The sequence below is a fragment of the Collimonas arenae genome (genome assembly GCF_000786695.1).
In the GTDB taxonomy this organism is placed as follows: Bacteria; Pseudomonadota; Gammaproteobacteria; order Burkholderiales; family Burkholderiaceae_D; genus Collimonas; species Collimonas arenae_A.
The window spans coordinates 2055925-2076413 of record NZ_CP009962.1; the positions used below are offsets into that span (position 1 = coordinate 2055925).

Below are 20489 nucleotides of genomic sequence, written 5' to 3' on the forward strand. Positions count from 1 at the left end.
TAATGTTATCAGGACAAGAATCGACGGTCGGTCTGAGCATATCGCACAGTGGTTATGGGATGGAGCTGTCAAGCTCGCTGAACGACGGTATGGCCAACGCAAAATACGAAGGCCAGCGCCGGATGCTGGAATGCATGCCTTTCCCGCGCCATGCCGATCTGCCGATCTGCGTGGCGGCATGGCATGGCGTTCTGCATTGGCTGAGATATAACGACGAACCCGTAATGACCTGTCTTTTGGGCGCGCAGCCCGAGAAATGCTGGCCACTGGTCACCGCGATCAGCGAGCACACCTCCCTGGGCGAACTGCTGGCTGATGTCAAACAGCAATGGGTGGACAACGAGAGCGACTGGTTTGATTTGCATGATCCGAATCATCCCGGCCTGGCCGATCAGTTGCGCTGTCATGCTATCTGCCTGCATGGTGTCTCGGAAGAGGCGAGCGAGACTGAGTTCATGATCGTGCGCGATTGCGAGGCGTGGTTTGTCGATTGCGACGCCAGCCGCTTCAGCGCATCCTATCAGCGCTTCGTGATGGCAATGTGGGCGCATTTGGTCACGCGGATGCTGGAAAGTCCGGCATCGCGCTTGTCGGCTGAGAACCGTTTCGAAGGTCTCGATGCTTATGCGCCTTCGCAGACCGATATGAGCGGGCCGGCGAAGTCGATCGCCGGCAATCTGCCCGGACGTTTTGCTGCATCGGTTGCCGCCCATCCACACAAGATCGCTGTCGTCGACGCCGATGGCAGTTTGAGCTTCGCCGAACTGGACGCATTGTCCGAACGCTGGGCGCAGGCCTTGCACACGGCGGGCGTTATTCGTGGGGACTACGTCGGTGTGGCGTTCGGCCGCAGTCATCGCATGGTTGCGGCGCAACTGGCGACGCTGAAAGTGGGAGCGGTGTTTGTCCCTCTGGATGCCACGCAGCCGGCGACCCGCCTGCAGGCAATGGCCGACGACGCTGAGATGCGCGTCGCCTTGACCGAAACATCCTGGGTATCGTCGATGCGCGAAGCGTTGCCGGCCGTGCTATGCCTGGACGTCGCATCTTCTGCCGCCGCTGTTGTCACCGATACTGATTTGCATCGTCCACAGCTGCTGGATGTGCTGAGCACGGACGATCTGGCCTACGTGATCTTTACATCGGGATCGACCGGTCGACCGAAGGGTGTCAAGGTCAGTCATGGCAATCTGCTCAATTTCGTCACTCATCTGAAAGAACTGATGAGCGCGGATGAAATCGTGTCTCAGTTTGCCCCCGTTACATTTGATGCCTCAGTCGGTGAAATCCATTCAGCCCTGCTGAACGGCGCCACGCTGGTGATTCTGCCGGCGGAACTGATCGACAGTCCCGATCGGCTGCAGGCCTACATGAGCGAGCAGCGGGTGACATTTGCGGCTTTTCCTCCGCAATACGCAAAACATCTTTGGCCCGAGAAATTGCCGCAACTGAAGACCCTGCTGACCGCGGGATCGGCGCCCGATCACGAGTTGGTACGGCGCTGGCAACCGCATCTGCAGTACGTCAATGCATACGGCCCGACAGAAACGACGATTCTGTCGACGCTTTGGCAGGCCAGCCATCAGATTGAACAGCAAGAGCGCTTGACCATTGGCTTTCCGATTATCAATACCGAGGTCCGCGTAGTCAATCGTTTCAACCAGCCATTACCGCGTGGAGCCATCGGCGAACTGCTGATCGGCGGCGCGGGTGTGACGCACGGCTATCTCAAGCGCGAAGAAATGACGCGGGATAAATTCATTACGGCGGATCGTATGCGCTGGTACCGCAGCGGCGACCTTTCCTGCTTCGACGATCAAAACCGCCTGTTCTTCGCCGGCCGCGTCGACAATCAGATCAAGCTGCGGGGGCATCGGCTGGAGCCGGGCGAAGTGGAGACAGCGTTGCTGACCTTGCCGGGGATCGAGCATGCGGCTGTCATCGTCACCGAGGTCCAGGGAGCCAAGCAGCTGGTGGTGTTTTGCGTAGGCAAGCCGCAGCCGGAAGAAACGATCCGGACCGGCCTGGGCCAGGTTCTGCCGGCCTGGGCGATGCCTAACCGGATTCTCTGGCTGTCCGAGCTGCCGCTCACGGTGAACGGCAAGACCGACTATCGCGCGCTGCAAGCGCGGCTGCTGCAGAACGATGCGCCGTCGCGGTCGGCGGATCACGCCGACCAGTTGGAAGCGCAGATCGCCGACATCTGGCGCGGTGTCCTGCAGCAACCGGATATTTCGCGCGAGGATAATTTCATCCACCTGGGTGGCGATTCGCTGACTGCGCTGGTGGTGATGTCTGCGTTGAAGCGGCTGGGTTATCAGATCACTTCGTCGCAACTGCTGTCGCATCCTCGCCTGGCCGATTTCGCCGAACTGCTGCGGCATTCCGAGCGCCGGTTGCAGCGCGACTATGCCAGCCGCCAGGGAATTGCGCCGCTCAGTCCGATCCAGGGCTGGTTCTTTCAGTTGCAACTGGCGCGGCCAGGGGCATTCTGCCAGACCTTGTCCTTCGAGACCGAGGAAGACCTTGACGCCGAGCGTTTGCATCGGGCCTTTTCCGGTCTGGCGGTATACCACGATCAATTGCGCGCCCATTTCGTCCGTACCGGAACGGTTGCGCAGGAAGCTTTTCCCTGGCGTCAGGAGATCGCCAGCGCAGCGCTGGCATTGCCGGCGATCCCATCGATCGAGGTTGCAGAAGCAGAACTGGAACAGGCGAGCGAGCAATGGCGCACCACGCTTGCGGCTCAATTGCACATCGAACAGGCGCCTCTGTTCCGCATCGTTCTGCTGAAAACAGCGAGTCGCTCGCGCGTGCTGTGGGTGTTGCATCACTTGCTGGTCGATACCATCAGCCACGGCGTGCTGCTGGACGATCTGCGCCATCTTTACGTTAGCGATGGCAACGACCTGGAAGCGATATTGCCAGGCAAAAGCATCAGCTACCTGGACTGGTCGGAAAAATTTTCCGCGCACCTCGCCGAAAAACAGGGTGCGTTGCTGGACGACTGGCTTCCGGTGCTGCGCGCGGTCGAAAGCGCGCAGGCGCTGCCGCTGGCGAAGAGGGAGGCGGGGCGCAGCTCGATTACGATCGGACAGCACCACCTGTCGCGCCAGGATACCGCGCGTTTGACCGGGCAGGCGGCAGCCTGCTACCGCCAGAGCGCAGAAGAGTTGCTGCTTGCGGCGACCTATCTGGCGCTGGCGCGCAGCTGCAAGCTGGAGCGTATCTGTCTGGATGTCGAATGGCATGGCCGCGACGAGGCATTTGCCGGTCCTCAGGGCCTCGATCGCACGGTGGGCTGGTTCACCAGCGTGCATCCCTTGTGTCTGACGGTGCCGGCGCAGCAGGATCTGGGGGACTGGCTGGTCCAACTGAAGGAATGCCGTGCCGCGATTCCGCAACGCGGGCGCGATTTCTACGCGCTGCGCTACCTGAGCCGCGATCCGGCGGTGCGTGAACAATTCGAGCGTTACCGCTCACCGCAGGTGCTGTTCAACTTCTCGGGCGTGGTGCAGCGCAGCCACCAGAGCTGGCGTACGGTGCCGATGGCCGCCATCGAAATGGGCGAGGGCAACGCCAGTCCCTATGCGCTGTCGGTGGAAAGCGAGATTCGCGATGGCGAATTGATTGTCAGTTTGTATTTTGATCCGGCGGCATGGCCGGACGGCTTGGCCGACAAGCTGGGAGAGACCCTGATCCAGTGCTTGCGGGAAGTGATCGATCATTGCGTGGTTGACGCCAACCGCCGCTGGACGCCTTCCGATTTTCCGGTTGCGGCGCTGACGCAGGCGCAGGCCGATGCGTTGCCGGCAACGGTAAAGGCAGTTTATCCATTGACAGACATGCAACGCACCATGCATCGGCACAAGGACACCTATCAGGTGCACATGTGCTACCGCATGCCGCGCAGATTGGACTGGCCGGCCTGGCAGTTGGCGGTAGCCGACTGGATTGGCCGCCATGATTGCCTGCGCACGGTCATCAAGGAATGGGACAGCGAACGGGGTGGCGGCGAAATCCATCAGGTCGTGCTGACGTCGGTAGCTGCGGAGACGCGCATGCACCAGGCGCCGCCAGGCCAGGGCGCGGCATTCGCGCAGCAGCTGATCGAACAGGCGCGCGGTAAGCCGGTGCAGCTCAGCCAGGCGCCGCTGTTCGATCTGCAGGCCGTGGACGAAGCCGGCGACAGTTTCCTGACCGTGCTGTCCATCCATCACATCATCCATGACGGGTGGTCGATCGAGCTGCTGCTGAACGACCTCCTGCGCAGCTATCGCCATTTCCTCGGGGAAGACGAGTCCAGGCCGAGTGCGCCGCTGGCCGGCATGGCGGATATCGTGGAGCAGCAGCGCCGCCTTTTGGCCAGCGAGACATGGCGCGCCTACTGGTTGGCATTGCCGTGGGAGCGCAGCGCCAGCCAGCTGCCTTGCGCGGCTCCGCTCAACGGCCACGCTGCGGCGCGGCCGGACACACGGATTTATCTCGGCAGCATCGAGCGCGACCTGGCGGCGGATGTGCGCGCCCGCGCCGGTGTGCTCGGCGTCACGGCCAACAGCTTGTGGCTGACAGCTTACGCCTGCCTGCTGCGTTATCTGGGCGGCCAGGCGCAGGTGCGCTGCGGCGTCATCCAGAGTGGCCGGATGGAAGAGATTCCCGGCTTCGACACTATCACCGGATGTTGCGTCAACACCTTGCCTCTGGTGCTGAACATCGATTCCACAAGCACGCCGGCCGGCCTGCTGGCCAGCGTCAACGCGCAGCTGGACGCCATGCGCGCCTGTGCGGCCTTTCCTTTGTCGCATATCCATGAAACCGTAAAACCCCGGCTCGACGACGAGCTGTTCAACAGCTTGTTCAATATCGAGAGCCAGCGCTACGGCGAGCAGCATGCGCAGTTGCGTCCTGTTCTGGAGTCTGGTTACGAGTCGACCAACTATCGCTTCATTTTTGGCCTGATCGAACAGGATTGCGGCATCGACGAAACTGGGCCAGCGGCAGTAGCGCCGCGTTATGGCGTCAGAATAGGCTACGACGCCAGCCTGTACGATGAGGCGACTGTCGCCATGTGGCTGGAGATCTATGCGCATTGCGTGCGACAGCTGATCGACCAAACGGATGCCGCCTGGAGCGAGTTGCGGCTGCTGCCGCCGGCATTGCGGCGGCAATCGCTGTCTGCATGGAACCAGACGGATCATGCCTACAGCGCCGATCGTTGCATGCACGAGCTGTTTGCGGAGCAAGCGGCAAGAACCCCGTATGCCGAGGCCCTGGTGTGCGAGGAAGAACGCTTGAGCTACCGAGAACTCGACCAGCGCAGCAACCGCCTGGCGCAACATCTGTGTAGCTTGGGGGTCGGGCCCGATGTGGTGGTGGGGCTGTGCGTCGAACGCTCCACGCAGATGGTGGTAGGAATGTTGGGGATTCTGAAGGCCGGCGGCGCCTATGTGCCGCTGGATCCTGAACTGCCGCCGCAGCGGCTGGCCGCCATGGTGACCGATATCGGCCTCAACCTGGTGCTGACCCAGGCGCCGCTGGCGGCCGGACCGTTGTCGCAAGTCGACGCGGCGGTGCGGCTGTTGCGGTTGGACGCCGAAGGGGCTCAGATGGCGCAGTATCCGGCCGTGGCACCCGCGACTGGCGTCACGCCGGGACACCTGATTTACGTGATCTTCACTTCAGGCTCCACCGGCAAGCCAAAGGCGGCGATGAACCAGCATGGCGCACTGGTCAATTACATCCAGTGCCTGCAGGCAAGTCACGGCCTGGATGCGAGTGACCGGGTGCTGCAGAAAACGCCGTTCTCGTTCGATGTCTCCGCGCGTGAAATCTTCTGGCCGTTACTGGCGGGGGCGACGCTGGTCATGGCCCGGCCGGGAGGCCATCGCGACCCGGCCTATCTGAGTCAGGCTGTCCGCGGGCACGGCATCACTACGTTGAGTTTTGTGCCTTCGATGCTGCAGGTATTTGCCGACCACGGCGAGCTGCACGCATGCACCAGTCTGCGCCGCATGTTCGTCAGCGGCGAGGCGCTGCCGGGAGCACTGGCGGCGCGCTTCCTGTCCTTGTCGAAGGCGCGGCTGTACAACTTGTACGGTCCTACCGAAGCTGCGGTCGATGTCAGCGGTCATGAGGTCAAGTCCGCCGACGGCGCGATCGTGCCTATCGGCCGGCCGCTCTGGAACACGCGCTTGTACGTGCTTGACGAGCACCTGGAGCCGGTTCCGACCGGTGTCGGCGGCGAACTGTATGTCGGTGGCGTCGCGGTCGGCCGAGGTTATCTGGGCCGTGACGATTTGACGGCCGAACGCTTCATCGACAGCCCCTTCGAACCGGGAGAACGGCTGTACCGCACGGGCGATCTGGCGCGTTGGCGCGCCGACGGCGAGGTAGAGTACCTGGGCCGTCTCGACCATCAAGTCAAGATTCGCGGCTTCCGCATAGAGCTCGGCGAAATCGAGCATGCTTTGTCTGCGCACGAGAATGTCAGGCAGGCGCTGGTGATCGCCAGGGCGGATGGCGGCCATCAGCAACTGGTCGCCTATCTCGTCGCCAAAGACCTGGCGCTGGAGGACGATCGCGCCGCATCGCAGCTGATCCAGTCGTGCAGGGAAAAACTGCAGGCCGCATTGCCGGAATACATGGTGCCCGCAGCATTCGTGCTGCTGGAAGCGCTGCCTTGCAACGCGAACGGCAAGGCCGATCGTGCCGGTTTGCCAGAACCGGGGCCGTCCGCCTACGTACACACTGCCTATGCCGAGCCGGGCAACGATTGCGAGCGGAAACTGCGGGCAATCTGGAGCGAAGTACTGCAGGCGGCGTCCTTTGGCGTGACCGACAATTTCTTTGCCATCGGCGGCGATTCCATCCTCGCCATCCAGGTGGTGGCGCGCGCGGCCAGGCAGGGCATTGTCCTTACGCCGCGCCTGATCATCGAGGAAAAGACTATCCGCAATCTGGCTACCAGGCTGGCGCAGAAAGAAGATGTCGCCGCCGTGGCCGAACCGGCGCATGAGCGCGAAGCAATCAAGGGCGAGCAGCGCTTGTTACCCATCCAGATCGGATTCCTGCAGGGCGATGGCGTCGATGTGGACCATTATTGCCAATACGCTGCGGTCAGCTTGCCGCGCCAGGCAAACCTGGAATTGTTGAAAACGGCGCTGGCGGCGATCGTCGCGCGCCACGATGTGCTGCGCTTGAAATTCCGGCAGACGGCAGCCGGCTGGATTGCACAGTATCGTCCGGAGTTGCTGTCCGACGTCGCGGGGGTATTCGATGAGATGATCGTCGAAGCCGATGCGCAAGATACTGCCGGCAATTCAGCCGACCCACGGTCCCGCATCAGAGCGGAAGTAGAGCGCGCACAGGCCGGGCTTGATATCAGGCAAGGCAAGCTTTGCCGCTGGGTCTGGCTGCGCGACGGAGATCAGTCGCAGCTGATCTGGATCATGCACCATCTCATCGTCGATGTGGTTTCGTGGCAAGTATTGCAAGACGATCTGAACATGGCGCTGGAGCATGCCTGCCGCGGCGAGCCAGTCAGGCTGGCTGCCGCATCGAGCAGTTACCAGGAATGGGCGGCGCGTCTGCATGACTACGCTTATAGTGCGCCGCTGGAGCGAGAGAAAGCCTATTGGCTGAAGCAGTTGGAAGCGCCTGCGGCCGTCCTGGCGTACGACCGCGACGCGGCGCAGCAAGAGCCCGGCGGTCTTGATTTTCCGGTTCAGGAAACGACGGAGCAGGTAGTCGTCGGTTTGAGCCGCGAGGAAACAGCCTTGTTGCTAGGCCGGGCCGGCACTTTCTTCGAGGTTCGTACGCATCAGTTGCTGATTGCGGCATTGAGCCGAACCTTGGGCGACTGGCTCGATGCCGATGACATCCGCATCGATCTCGAAAGCCATGGCCGCGACGATATGGCAGGAGAAGCTGCATTCGAGGGGCTCGACCTCAGCCAGACCGTAGGCTGGTTCACTGCGCTGTATCCCATCCATGTGGTCGGCGTCCGGGCCGGTTTGGCAGAGCACGTCCGCGCAACCGGGCGGCAGCTGGAAGCGGTGCCGCGCAACGGCATCGGTTACGGCTTACTGGCCAGCCTTGCGCATGACGAGGATCTTATGGCTGCCGGCGCAACACTCGGCGGCCATACGTCCGAAGTGTTGTTCAATTATCTGGGCCAGGTCGATCCGGATGTGCGGGGCGGCAGTTTCGTCAGCCCACGCAGAGCCAGAACCCATGCGCTGAATATCAACGGCATGATCAGCGCGGGCGCACTGACCTTGCATATCGATTACAGCCGCCGGCAGTTCAGGCGCGAGACGATGGAGGCTGTGGCCGCGCGCCTGGTCGGGGTGTTGCAGGACATGCTGACTTGTGACAGTGGCGGACCGGGGCCGGATTCTGGCTTGGGGCGCGAATCCTCGCAGTTTCCGCTGGCCGCGATCGGGCCGGCCGATCTGAGTGCATTGCAGGCGAAATACCCCGCACTGCAGGATCTGTACCCATGCACAGGAATGCAGCAGGGTTTGCTGCTGCTCGCCGACCGCGCTTCGAAAGACGGGCTTTATCTCACCCAGCTGCGGATGCAACTGGAGGCAGTCGATCCGGCGCGCCTGCGCCAAAGCTGGCAGGAATTGGTGAAGCGGAACCCCGTACTGCGGACCGCTTTTGTCGACATTGGGCAGGATGAACTGCTGCAAATGGTGATGGCCGAAGTCGACTTGCCGTGGCGCGAGCTAGACCTCCGCACAGCGGTTTCGACAGATTCCCCGAACCGTGCCGGCGATCTGCAGCAAGTGCTGGAACAGCTGCTTGCCGACGAGCGCAGCAAATCGTTTGATCTCGGTGCCGCGCCGTTGATGCGCTTGTTGCTGGTGCGTACCGGCGAGCGCCAGCATTGCCTGGCCTGGACTCACCACCATGCTCTCATCGATGGTTGGTCGATGGGGTTGTTGGTAAAGCAATTGTTTCAGATTTACTCCGCACCGCAAGCTCAGGCGCTGCCGGCGCCTGAGTACAAGAACTACATCGCCTGGCTGCAATCTCAAGACAGGAAAACTGCACTGCGCTACTGGAGTGCTTATTTCGACGGCTTAGCGCTTGCCGCCAGCGCCAGCTTGCCGTTGGAGACGGAAGCCGAGGGCCGTGTTGACGCTGGGCAGGCGGGCAGCCAAGAACAGAAAGCCCATTCGATCGAACTTTCTGCCGACGCTACGACGCAGTTGCGGCAACTGGCGCAGGCCGAGGGAGTCAGCCTCGGCACGCTGATCCTGGCCGCGTGGGGATTGTTGCAGAGCAAGTACAGCGGCGAACCGGAAGTGCTGTTCGGCTATACCACCAGCGGTCGTCCTGCTGCCCTGGACGGCATCGAGACCATGGTCGGGCTGTTCATCAATTCCTTGCCCATCCGTTTAAAGATCGTCGCCGATCAGAGCCTTTCTTCCTGGCTGCAAGAGATCCAGCGGATACAGCTCGATCACGAGGATCACGGCTTCCTGCCGCTGGCGGATATCCAACGCTGCAGCGGCTCGCGCCTCGGCCAGTCGCTGTTCAATGCGCTGGTGGTGGTAGAAAATTTCCCGCTTGACCGCGCGTTGCTATCTGCCGATGCGGCCGATGGCCTGCGCATGGTTGACGTCCAGGGCGTCGAACGCAGCGATCTCGGCTTGAGCCTAATCGTGTATCCCGGTGAACGATTGACGCTCAAACTGGCATATCAATCAACGCAATTCGATGCTGCCCCGACGCTGCAGCTATTGCAGCGCCTGAACGAGTTGCTGGCGAGCTTCGCCAAAGGCGGCGCGCAGCCGCTCTCGCAGTTGTCCGTGCTGAGCGAGGCCGAACGTCAGCGCGCGGTACGGGACTGGAACGCCACCGATGCCGCCTATCCCCTCGATCGCTGCGTGCACCAACTATTCCAGATACAGGCCGACACCCGCGCGAACGAGATCGCGGTCGTCGCGGGAACTGAGCGCTGGTCTTATCGGCAACTGGCCGAACGGGCGCAGGCGATAGCGTCATGGCTGACCCAGAGTGGGGTCGAGCCGGGCGAGCGGGTCGCCCTCAGCCTGGGCAAGGAACCGTACCTGATCGCCGCCATGCTCGGCATCATGCGTGCCGGCGCCGCCTATGTGCCGATGGCGCTGGATTGTCCGCCGGAGCGCGGCAGCTTCATGGCGGAAGATGCGGGCATCAAACGGCTTGTGACGCGGCGCGGTCATCAGGAACAGGCAGACGGCTGGGGCGTAGCGCCTCTGTTTTTGGAAGATTGTCTGCAAGACGGGCATCCCGGCATCTCTGCGCAGCAAGATGGTTCGGCGCTGCCGGCGCCAGCCTCTTACTCGACCGCTTATGTTATCTACACCTCGGGAACGACCGGCAAGCCCAAGGGGGTATTGGTCAGTCACCGTAACCTGGTCAATTTCTGCTGCTGGTTCGGCCAAACCGGGCTGTCCCGGGCCGGCGAAGGATTTTCGCAGTTTGCGCCACACACCTTTGATGCCTCGGCAGGAGAGATCTTCGGCGCTTTGCTCAACGGTGCAGAGCTGCACCTGCTCAGCGACGAGCTGATCCAGGAGCCGCGCGCTCTGGCCCAGTACTTCACCGGGCAACGGATTCGTTTCGCCGCCTTCCCGCCGCCTTACTTGCAGCAGATGGACCCCGACCTGGTGCCGGAGGGCATGAGCTTGCTCACCGCCGGTTCGGCGCCGACCCCTGAACTGGTGCAGCGCTGGAGCAAGCACTGCCGCTACGTCAACGGTTATGGACCGACCGAGACGACCATCCTGTCCTCGGCCTGGATGGGTGAGGGCGACAATTTCGACGGGAAGCTTTCAATCGGCCGTCCCATCGCCAACACGACGATGTATGTGGTGGACAGCGTGGGCCAGTTGTGTGCCCCCGGCTTGCTTGGCGAGATCTGGATTGGCGGCGAAGGCGTGGCGCAAGGCTATCTCAACCGGCCTGACCTGAGCGCTCAGCAATTCATCGCCGATCCGTGGCGGCCGGGTAGCCGGGTCTACCGTACAGGCGACCTTGGCCGATGGCTGAACGACGGCCGCATCGAGTGCGTTGGCCGGCGTGATCGTCAGGTCAAGCTGCGTGGTTTCCGTATTGAATTGAACGAAATCGAGAATCGGATTCGCGAATATCCGGCAATCCAGGATGTCGCGGTGCTGGTGCGCGGAGACGAGGACGACAAGCGCTTGTTCGCCTGGGTCGTGCAGCGCAATGAAACTACTACAGCAACTGCGGAACCGGCCGAGACCGCCCGGTTTCTGGCGCTGCTGCGTGATTTCCTGCGACGTTCGCTGCCGGAATACATGGTGCCTCAGTACATTGTGCCGTTGGACCAGCTACCGCTCACCGCTAACGGCAAGCTTGATGATAAGGCATTGCCGCAGCCAGACGTCGGCGCCGGCTTTGAAGCGGCTTATGTTGCGCCGCGCACTGCAAACGAAACCGTATTGACCGAGATCTGGGCATCGGTGCTGAAATTGCAACCGGAGCAGATTAGCGCTACCGCCAATTTCTTTGAGCTGGGTGGCCATTCATTGCTGGCGATGCGCGCCGTCACGCGCTTGCGCGAACAGCTTGGGGTGGATCTTGGGGTGGTGGACTTGCTGGCAAATCCGGTGCTTGCCGATCTGGCGGCGCTCGTGGAAAACGCAGGCAGCCATGCGCTGCCGCCCATTGCGCCGGTCGACCGCAACGGCGGCTTGCCCCTGTCGCTGGCGCAGCAACGGCTGTGGCTGCTGTCGCAAATGCCAGGAGTAAGCGAGACTTACCACGTACCCGGTGTGCTGCGTCTGCAGGGCAGGCTGGATCACAAGGCGCTGCGGCGCGCGCTGGACCGGATCGTGGAGCGGCACGAAGTGCTGCGCACCTGCTTCAGGCTGGCCGGCGGCGAGCCGTACCAGCACATCGACGCCGCCGGGCAGGGCTTTGCCCTGATCGAGCACGATCTCAGCCACGCGGCCGATGCCGAGCAACGTCTGCCGGCGCTGATCAAGGAGGAGGCCGGCGCGGGGTTCGACCTGGCTTCCGGTCCGCTGCTTCGTGGCCGCCTGATCGTGCTGGATGCGGAAGAGCATGTGTTGCTGCTCACGCAACACCATATCATCACTGACGCCTGGTCGCTGGCGTTGATGGTGCGTGAGCTAAGCATCATTTATAACGCTTACCTCATGGGTGCTGAAGATCCGCTGCCCGCGTTGACGGTACAGTACGCCGATTACGCAGCCTGGCAACGCCAGTCGCTGGGGGGGAGCTGGCTGCAGGCGCAGAGCGGCTACTGGCATGCCAACCTGGCTGGCGCACCGGCGCTGCTGGAGCTGCCGACCGACTGGCCGCGTCCGGCGCAGCAAAAATACGACGGCGACGTGGTGGCTTTCACTTTGGATGCGGAACTGACGACGGCCTTAAAAGAGCTGAGCCGCCGTCACGACACCACCTTGTTCGTGACGCTGTTGACGGGTTGGGCCATCGTGCTCAGCCGCTTGTCCGGGCAGCAAGACGTGGTGATCGGCAGTCCGGTGGCAAATCGCATGCAGGCGGCGCTGGAGCCGATGATCGGCTTCTTCGTCAACACTCTAGCGCTACGCATCGACCTGTCGGGAGAACCGGCGGTGGGTGAATTACTACAACGCGTGAGGCAGCAAACGCTGGCTGCGCAACGGCATCAGCAGATGCCGTTCGAGCAGGTGGTGGAGGTGGTGCAGCCGCCGCGCAGCCTGGCGCATGCGCCGATATTCCAGGTTATGTTCAACTGGCTGAGCGAGAATGTCGCCGACGCGATCAACCTGGACGGCTTGCAGATATTACCGCAGAGCGCGCCACGAGTATTGTCCAAGTTCGACCTCACGCTCGACCTGGCCGAAGCCGGCGACTGCATTAGCGGCGTCCTGGAATACGCGACCGCGCTGTTTGAACGGCAGACGATCGAGCGCTGGAGCGGCTACCTGGAGCGTGCATTGCGGGCAATGGTGGAGCAGGAACAGCAGTGCGTACGGCAAGTGGATCTGATTGGCGCGGAAGAAAAGCGCCGCCTGCTCAGTTTCAACGATACCTGCCGGCCGGATTTGATCGACCGCACCTGGCCGGAGCTGTTCGCAGCCCAGGCCTTGCGCACGCCTGAGCGCATCGCTGTGCAATGTGAAACGGCGCAACTGAGCTACGGCGAGCTGCATCAGCGCACGTCGCGGCTGGCGACGGCTTTGCGGCGGCAGGGCGTGGCGCCCGGGCAGACTGTGGCCTTGTTAGATCACCGCGGCACCGACCTGTTGGTGATGATTATCGCCGTGCTCAAGGCAGGCGCCGCCTATTTGCCCATCGACCCGACCCATCCGACGCTGCGTTGGCTGGATATCCTGCATGAAGCACAGCCTTGCCTGCTGGTGGTCGGCGACACGCTGGCCGAGCCGCGAAGCTGGCTTGAGGAGCATTGGCAGGCCGATAAGTTGCGTTCGACGGCCGGCCTGCTGGCTGTCGCAAGCACTGCGGAGGAGCTGTTACCTCCAAGTCTGGACGACCTGGCCTACCTGCTGTTTACCTCGGGCTCGACCGGCAAGCCTAAGGGCGTGATGATCGAACATCGCGGCATGGTCAATAACATGCGTTCCAAGGTTGCGCCGTTGGCGATGTCGGCAGACGACGTGATCGCCCAGACTGCGCCGCAATGCTTCGATATCTCGGTATGGCAATTCCTCACGGGTTTGTTGCTGGGGGCGAAGGTGTATATCGTCGCCAACGACGTCACACGCGATCCGCAAGCGCTGCTGGAATGTCTCGACCGCCAAGGGGTGACGATCTGGGAACCGGTACCGTCGCTGATCCAGGCTGCATTGCCGTACCGCAGGCCGCTGCCGCATCTGCGCTGGGTCATCTCGGTCGGCGAGGCGCTGCCGCGTGAGTTGGTCGAGCGCTGGTTCGAGCAATATCCGGATTTGCCGCTGATGAATCACTACGGCCCGGCCGAATGCTCGGACGATGTCACCTTCCATCCAATCCACGCTCCAGTTGAGCGCGTGCTGATCGGTGCAGCCATGCCCAATGCGCAAATGCACCTGGTGGACGACCAGCTACGGCTGCTGCCGCTGGGCGTGGTCGGCGAAATCGCTGTATCCGGCGCTGTGGTCGGCCGCGGCTATCTCAACCGCAATGAGGAAACACAGGCCAAATTCCGCCGCAATCCGTATGCGCGCCATGCGACTGAAGAGCGTCTTTACCTGACCGGCGACCTCGGCCGGCGCTTTGCCGACGGCACGGTGGAATACATTGGCCGCAAAGACTTCCAGGTCAAGATCCGTGGCTTCCGCATCGAACTGGGCGAGATCGAAAGCGGCCTCGCCAGACATCCGTCGGTACGTGAAGCAGTAGTGGTGGCATCCGAAACGGCTCGCGGCGACAAGCAACTGGTGGCTTATGTCACGCTAAAAACCGCGGTGAGCGCAGAGCAGATCAAGGCGCATCTGCGCGCATCGCTGCCGGATTACATGATCCCGGCCGCCGTCGTGCTGCTGGATGCTTTGCCCTTGAACGGCAATGGCAAGGTCGATCGCAAGGCGCTGCTGGCGCTTGAGATCAAAGCTGAGGCTGATACCTACCATGCGCCGCGTGGAAGTCTTGAAATGACCTTGGCCCAGATCTGGCAGGAATTGCTGCAGATCGAGCGCGTCAGCCGGGACGACGGCTTCTTCGATTTAGGCGGCCACTCGCTGCTGGCCGCACGTATGGTCGGGCGGTTGCGGCAAGAGCTGAAGATCGAGGTGAACATTGCCGATCTGTTCGCATTCCCTGTGTTCGCGGACTTTGCGCGCGTGCTTGTCAACGCAGTCGACAGCGATAATCCGGCCATCGTGCCGACAGACCGTAACGGCCCGCTGCCATTGTCGTTCGCCCAACAGCGGCTATGGTTCTTGTCGCAAATGCAAGGCAGCAGCGAGACCTATCACTTGCCCGGCATGCTGGATCTGCAGGGAAAACTCGACCGTGCCGCTTTATATCGCGCGCTGGACCGTATCGTTGCCCGCCATGAAGTGTTGCGGACTCGCTTTGCGCTGATCGGCGGCGAGCCGCATCAGAGCATCGCTGCCGCTGATCATGGCTTCAGGCTGACGGAACATGATCTCAGCGCCCCGGCCGACGCCTGGCGCCTGCAGCCGCTGATCGAGGAGGAGATGCATACGCCTTTCGATCTGGCCGGCTGTCCGCCGGTGCGTGGCCGCCTGCTTGTACTGGGGGCAGACCGGCATATTTTGCTGGTGACCCTGCACCATATCGTGACCGACGCCTGGTCGCAAGGATTGCTGATTCATGAACTGGGCGTGCTCTACAACGCCTACCGGAGCGGCGCAGCCGACCCGTTGCCGCCCTTGGCGGTGCAGTATGCCGACTACGCTGTCTGGCAGCGCCAATGCCTGGCGGGCGTATGGCTGCAGGAGCAGGTCGATTACTGGCGCGACACCCTGAACGGCGCACCCACGCTGCTGGAGCTGCCGACCGACCGCCCACGTCCAGCTCAGCAGGTATACGACGGCGGCTATGTTCCGGTAGTCCTGGATGCGGAGTTTACAGCGGCATTGAAGAGCTTCAGCCGCGACCGCGGCGCGACCCTGTTCATGACGCTGCTGACGGGCTGGGCCATCGTGCTCAGCCGCTTGTCGGGACAGCAGGACCTGGTGATCGGCAGCCCGGTGGCCAATCGCACCCAGGTGGAGGTGGAGTCGCTGATCGGTTTCTTCGTCAATATGCTGGCATTGCGGATCGACCTGTCGGGTGATCTGACGGTGGCCGATCTGCTGGAGCGCGTGAAACAGCAGACACTGGGCGCGCAGCGGCATCAGCAGATACCGTTCGAGCACGTGGTGGAAGCGGTGCAGCCGCCGCGTGGCCTGGCGCATACGCCGGTGTTCCAGGTCATGTTCAACTGGCTCAGCGGGGATGTGGCCGGTGCGGCCGGGGCAGTCGAGCTGGACGGTTTGCGCATCGCGCCTCAGCCCATAGCTTATCGGCCGTCCAAGTTTGACCTGTCGCTGGACCTGGCCGAAATCGATGGCTGCATTACGGGCGGCCTGGAATATGCCACGGCGCTGTTCGACCATGGTACGGTCGAGCGTTGGCTGGGCTATTTCAAGCACGCGCTGCGCGCCATGGCAGATGAGCAAGGGCAGCAGGTGCGGCAGCTGGATGTGCTCGGTGCGCAAGAGGCGCGCTGGCTATCGGCTTGCAACGATACTTACAGGCCGGAGCTGATCGAACGCAGCTGGCCGGAGCTGTTCTCAGCCCAGGCCTTGCGCACACCGGACCGCATCGCCGTGCAATGCGAAGCCAGGCAACTTACCTACCGCGAGCTGCATGAACTTACCTCACGGCTGGCGGCAACGCTGCGGGAGCGAGGTATCGGCGGCGGCCAGGCGGTGGCGTTGCTTGATCAGCGCGGCACTGACTTGCTGGTGATGATCATCGCTGTGCTGAAGGCTGGCGGCGCTTATCTGCCGCTCGATCCTAGCCATCCGACGCAGCGATGGCTCGAAATTATCCAGGAGGCCCAGCCCGGCCTGGTGGTGGTCGGCGATCAGCTGGCTGTGCAGCGCGCCTGGCTCGACGGCCATTGGCTGGCGGACAAGGTGGTTTCGACAGTGGAACTGGTTGCCGCCGCAACAACAGCAACCCCGGCGCTGGACTTGGCGCCGCCTGCTCCCGGCGACCTGGCCTATCTGCTGTTCACCTCTGGCTCTACCGGCAAGCCCAAAGGCGTGATGATCGAACATAGCGGGATGATCAATAACATCCGTGCGAAACACGAACTGTTGTCGATGTCATCGGATGATGTGATCGCGCAGACAGCGCCGCAGTGCTTCGACATCTCTGTATGGCAGTTCCTTACCGGCTTGCTGCTGGGGGCCAAGGTCTACGTGGTCGCCAGCGACGTCGCCCGCGATCCCGAAGCGCTGCTGGCTTGCCTCCATCGGCAGGCCGTGACGATCTGGGAGCCGGTGCCCTCGCTGATCCAGGCGGTGCTGCAGCACGTCCGTTCTTTGCCGCATCTGCGCTGGGTCATTTCGGTGGGCGAAGCGTTGCCGCGGGAGCTGGTTGCACGCTGGTTCGAGCGCTATCCGGACTTGCCGCTGATGAATCACTACGGTCCGGCGGAGTGCTCGGATGGCGTCACTTTTCATCCGATCTATGCGCCTGTCGAGCGCGTAATGATCGGAACGCCTATCGCCAATGCGCAAATGCATCTGGTCGACGACTTGCTGCAACGGGTGCCGCTGGGCGCAGTGGGCGAGATTGCGGTGGCCGGCCCGGCGGTCGGGCGGGGTTACATCAACCGTCCCGAGGAAACACAGAGCAAGTTCCGGCCCAACCCGTATGCACGGCACGCCGCCGAACAGCGTCTTTACCTGACCGGCGACCTGGGCCGCCGCTGGCCCGACGGCCAGGTGGAATATATCGGCCGTAAAGACTTCCAGGTAAAGATCCGCGGTTTCCGCATTGAACTGGGCGAGATCGAGAGCAGCCTGCTCAATCACCCTGGCGTACGTGAGGCGGTGGTGGTAGCGTGCGAACTCGGAACCGGCAATACGCAACTGGCAGCGTATGTCACGCTGAAAGGTGTTGTGGCGGTGGATGAGTTGAAAGTGCACTTGCGCATGACGCTGCCGGACTACATGATCCCGGCGGCGATCATGGCGCTCGATGTATTTCCCTTGAACGGCAATGGCAAGGTGGATCGGAAAGCTTTGCCGGCACTCGCCGCCAGCGCATTTCAGCAAGCAATTTACGAAGCGCCGGAAGGCGCCGCCGAGCGGCTGATTGCTGCGGTCTGGCAAGAATTGCTGAATGTTCCGCAAGTCGGCCGCGGCGATAATTTCTTCGATCTCGGCGGCAGTTCGATCCTGCTGGTGCGCATGCTTGGCCGCTTGCGTGAGCAAGGCTTGTCGCTGAGCGTCACCGATGTGTATCAACAGCGTACGCTCAGGACGCTGGGCGCGGCGTCCTCGCTGAACGACCTCGGCCTGGACGATTGGCTGCAAAGCCGTGGCTGGCGATGCAAGAACATGGCGCTGGATGCCGTTGGAGGAAAGGTGGCCGTACTGCTGGTCGAGCAAGCCGATTCGTCCAGGGCAGGGGAGCTGAAAGACAAACTGAGCAAGATGGGAAGCGAGGGTCGGCCCGATTTCATCCGGATATGCGAGAACCTCGAAAGCGCCGCTTCGAGGTTTGAATCGCAAGGCATCGGCGCGCTGGGATTGCCTCCTGTCGAGCAGCTGCCTGCTGCTCACGAAACGCAATTCGCCAGCTATCTCGAGGCCATAGCGGCGGCGCCAAGGGAGGATGCGTTCCCGTTCAGCGCACTGCAACGCGGCATGCTGGCATGGGCCGAACGCGGCAGTTCCGGCATGATAGAGATCGCAGGCTGGCACACGGCGCAGGAACTGCAGGATGCTTTCGGACGCCTGGTCCAGGAGCAGGAGTTGCTACGCGCCGTCCCCGATCACGATCGCCGTCAGTGGTCCTTGCTGGCTGCGGAGGCAGTGGCCAGTGCGGCGATCGCCCATATCGATTTGAAATCCGCCGGCGAGGAGCAGTTGAACCGTCATCTGGCCGCCTTCGGCGATATCTTGCATCATGCCAGGAAACGGACGCCGCTGGCTTACACGGCGCTATGGGTATCGGCATCGGACACTCGGCATGTCCTGCTGCTGGCGCTAGATCACCTGATCTGGGACGGCATGTCGCAGAGCAGCGCCCAGCGCCGTCTGACCGAACTGTTGAAGCACAAGCCGAGGTCGATCGAGCGCACGTATCGGGACTATCTAGGCGATGTGCAGCGAAAATGCGACCTGGCGGCACGCGATTTCGCCGACCAGCTGCTTGACTACGCGGAGCTGTCGGCGGTCATGCCGGCAACCCGCGCTGCGCTTGAAGCAAGGCGTAGCCAGCCATTGCAGATCCTTGGTTTCGAAGTAGCGCTGGATGCCGCATGCACAGGAGAGCAACTGGCCTTCGATATGTTCAAGCACTGGATCACGCAGGCTACCGGCCTGGCGCGGGTCGGCACGGTGCTGATCCACCATGGGCGGGAGCTGGGCGAGCACAACTACTTCGATCAGCTTGGCTTGTTTCTTGACAAGATCCCGTTCGTCGTCGCGGCGGATACGTCATTGGCGGAGATGTCGGCCAAGGCGGCGTGCCTGCAGAAGCAGGGTCTTCATTACGCCAGTCTGGATGACGCGGCAAGCGTTGAGCGAGCGGCTGTCTTGCCAGGTTTGGCGCAAGAGATATTGTTCAACTTTCAGACCGAAGCGCCGTCACCCCAGGCATCCATGGACACGGCATACCTGCGCAACAAGCTTCAGGATTACTACGGGCTGTTGTTCGAAGCCTATGTAGCGGACGGCAAGCTGTCGGTGCATTGCGTTTTCAGGGGGAGCGAAGCGGAAATTGATAGTTTCCGGCAAGCGTACGCAGCCGTTTGCCAACCGGCTGTAGATGGCGCACAACATGGCGCACAGGTGGCCGGCGATAACACCACAGATATTGGAAACCTATGATCTATTCGCTGGAAATAAATGACGTCCGCAAGCGCTATGGCGATTTCGAGGCCGTCAAAGGCATGAGCTTCCGGGTAAGGAAAGGAGGGTGTTTCGGCATCCTGGGTCCCAACGGCGCCGGCAAAACTTCCTTGCTGGCGATGATCGAGGGCCTCACTTCAATCACCTCCGGCTCCATTTCCGTGCTGGGAATGGATGTCGCCACGCAGATACGCAAGATCCAGCCGCGGATGGGGGTGCAGCTGCAGCAGAATAACTATTTCCGTTTCCTGACCGTGGCGCAGCTGCTGAAGTTCTACCAGGAGTTGCGGGTAGCCGGCAACGGTAAGCGTAACGGCAAGCCGGTAGCCTGGCTGCTGGATCGGCTCGGCCTGAGCGACAAGCTCAACTTCAAGGTAGAACAGCTCTCGGGCGGACAAAAGCAACGGCTGTCGATTGCTGTCGCGCTGCTGGGCGATCCGGATGTCATCTTTCTCGACGAGCCCACCTCTGCGCTCGACCCCCATAGCCGGCTCTATACCTGGGAGTTCATCGAACAGCTGAAGCAGGACCCCGACAAGACAGTGGTCCTCACCACCCATTACATGGAGGAAGCTGAACGCTTGTGCGATGAGATCATGATCATGAACGACGGCAAGCTGATTGCACAAGGCAGCCCGTCGGAACTGGTGCAGTCGATGCAGGCGCACCATTCCATCCAGTTCCGTTTCGCCAAGGGCAGGTTCAAGCTGGAGTTCGTCAAGGACATGGTCGGCGTCATCGATCTGCAGTGGGACGATAAAACCGATTGCTTGCGGGTGCAAACCAGGGAGGTAGCAGACACCCTGCGGGAAATTCTCGCAGTAAGTGAAAACCAAAGCATCGACGTCATCAATTTCGATGTCAATCGTCCGAACCTGGAAGACGTGTTCCTATCGCATACTGGCAAGGATTAGC

The 20489-nt window shown here is 61.9% G+C and carries 2 protein-coding genes; both read left to right on the top strand.

Annotation, left to right across the window (positions count from 1 at the left end; genetic code table 11):
* Positions 1-2: 2 nt before the first annotated feature.
* On the top strand, positions 3-19553 hold the full coding sequence (locus tag LT85_RS09320; RefSeq protein ID WP_038487793.1) for a non-ribosomal peptide synthetase: 19551 nt from the start codon (positions 3-5) through the stop codon (positions 19551-19553).
* A complete protein-coding gene (locus LT85_RS09325) occupies positions 19550-20488 on the top strand; it encodes an ABC transporter ATP-binding protein (protein WP_038487796.1) in 939 nt (312 codons plus the stop codon). The genes LT85_RS09320 and LT85_RS09325 overlap by 4 nt, the downstream gene beginning before the upstream one ends.
* The last annotated feature ends 1 nt before the right edge of the window (position 20489 follow it).

What these genes read in the sequence shown, in the direction of transcription:
- LT85_RS09320 (WP_038487793.1), top strand. Translation starts at nt 3, where the DNA reads ATGTTATCAGGACAAGAATCGACGGTCGGTCTGAGCATATCGCACAGT.
- LT85_RS09325 (WP_038487796.1), top strand. Translation starts at nt 19,550, where the DNA reads ATGATCTATTCGCTGGAAATAAATGACGTCCGCAAGCGCTATGGCGAT.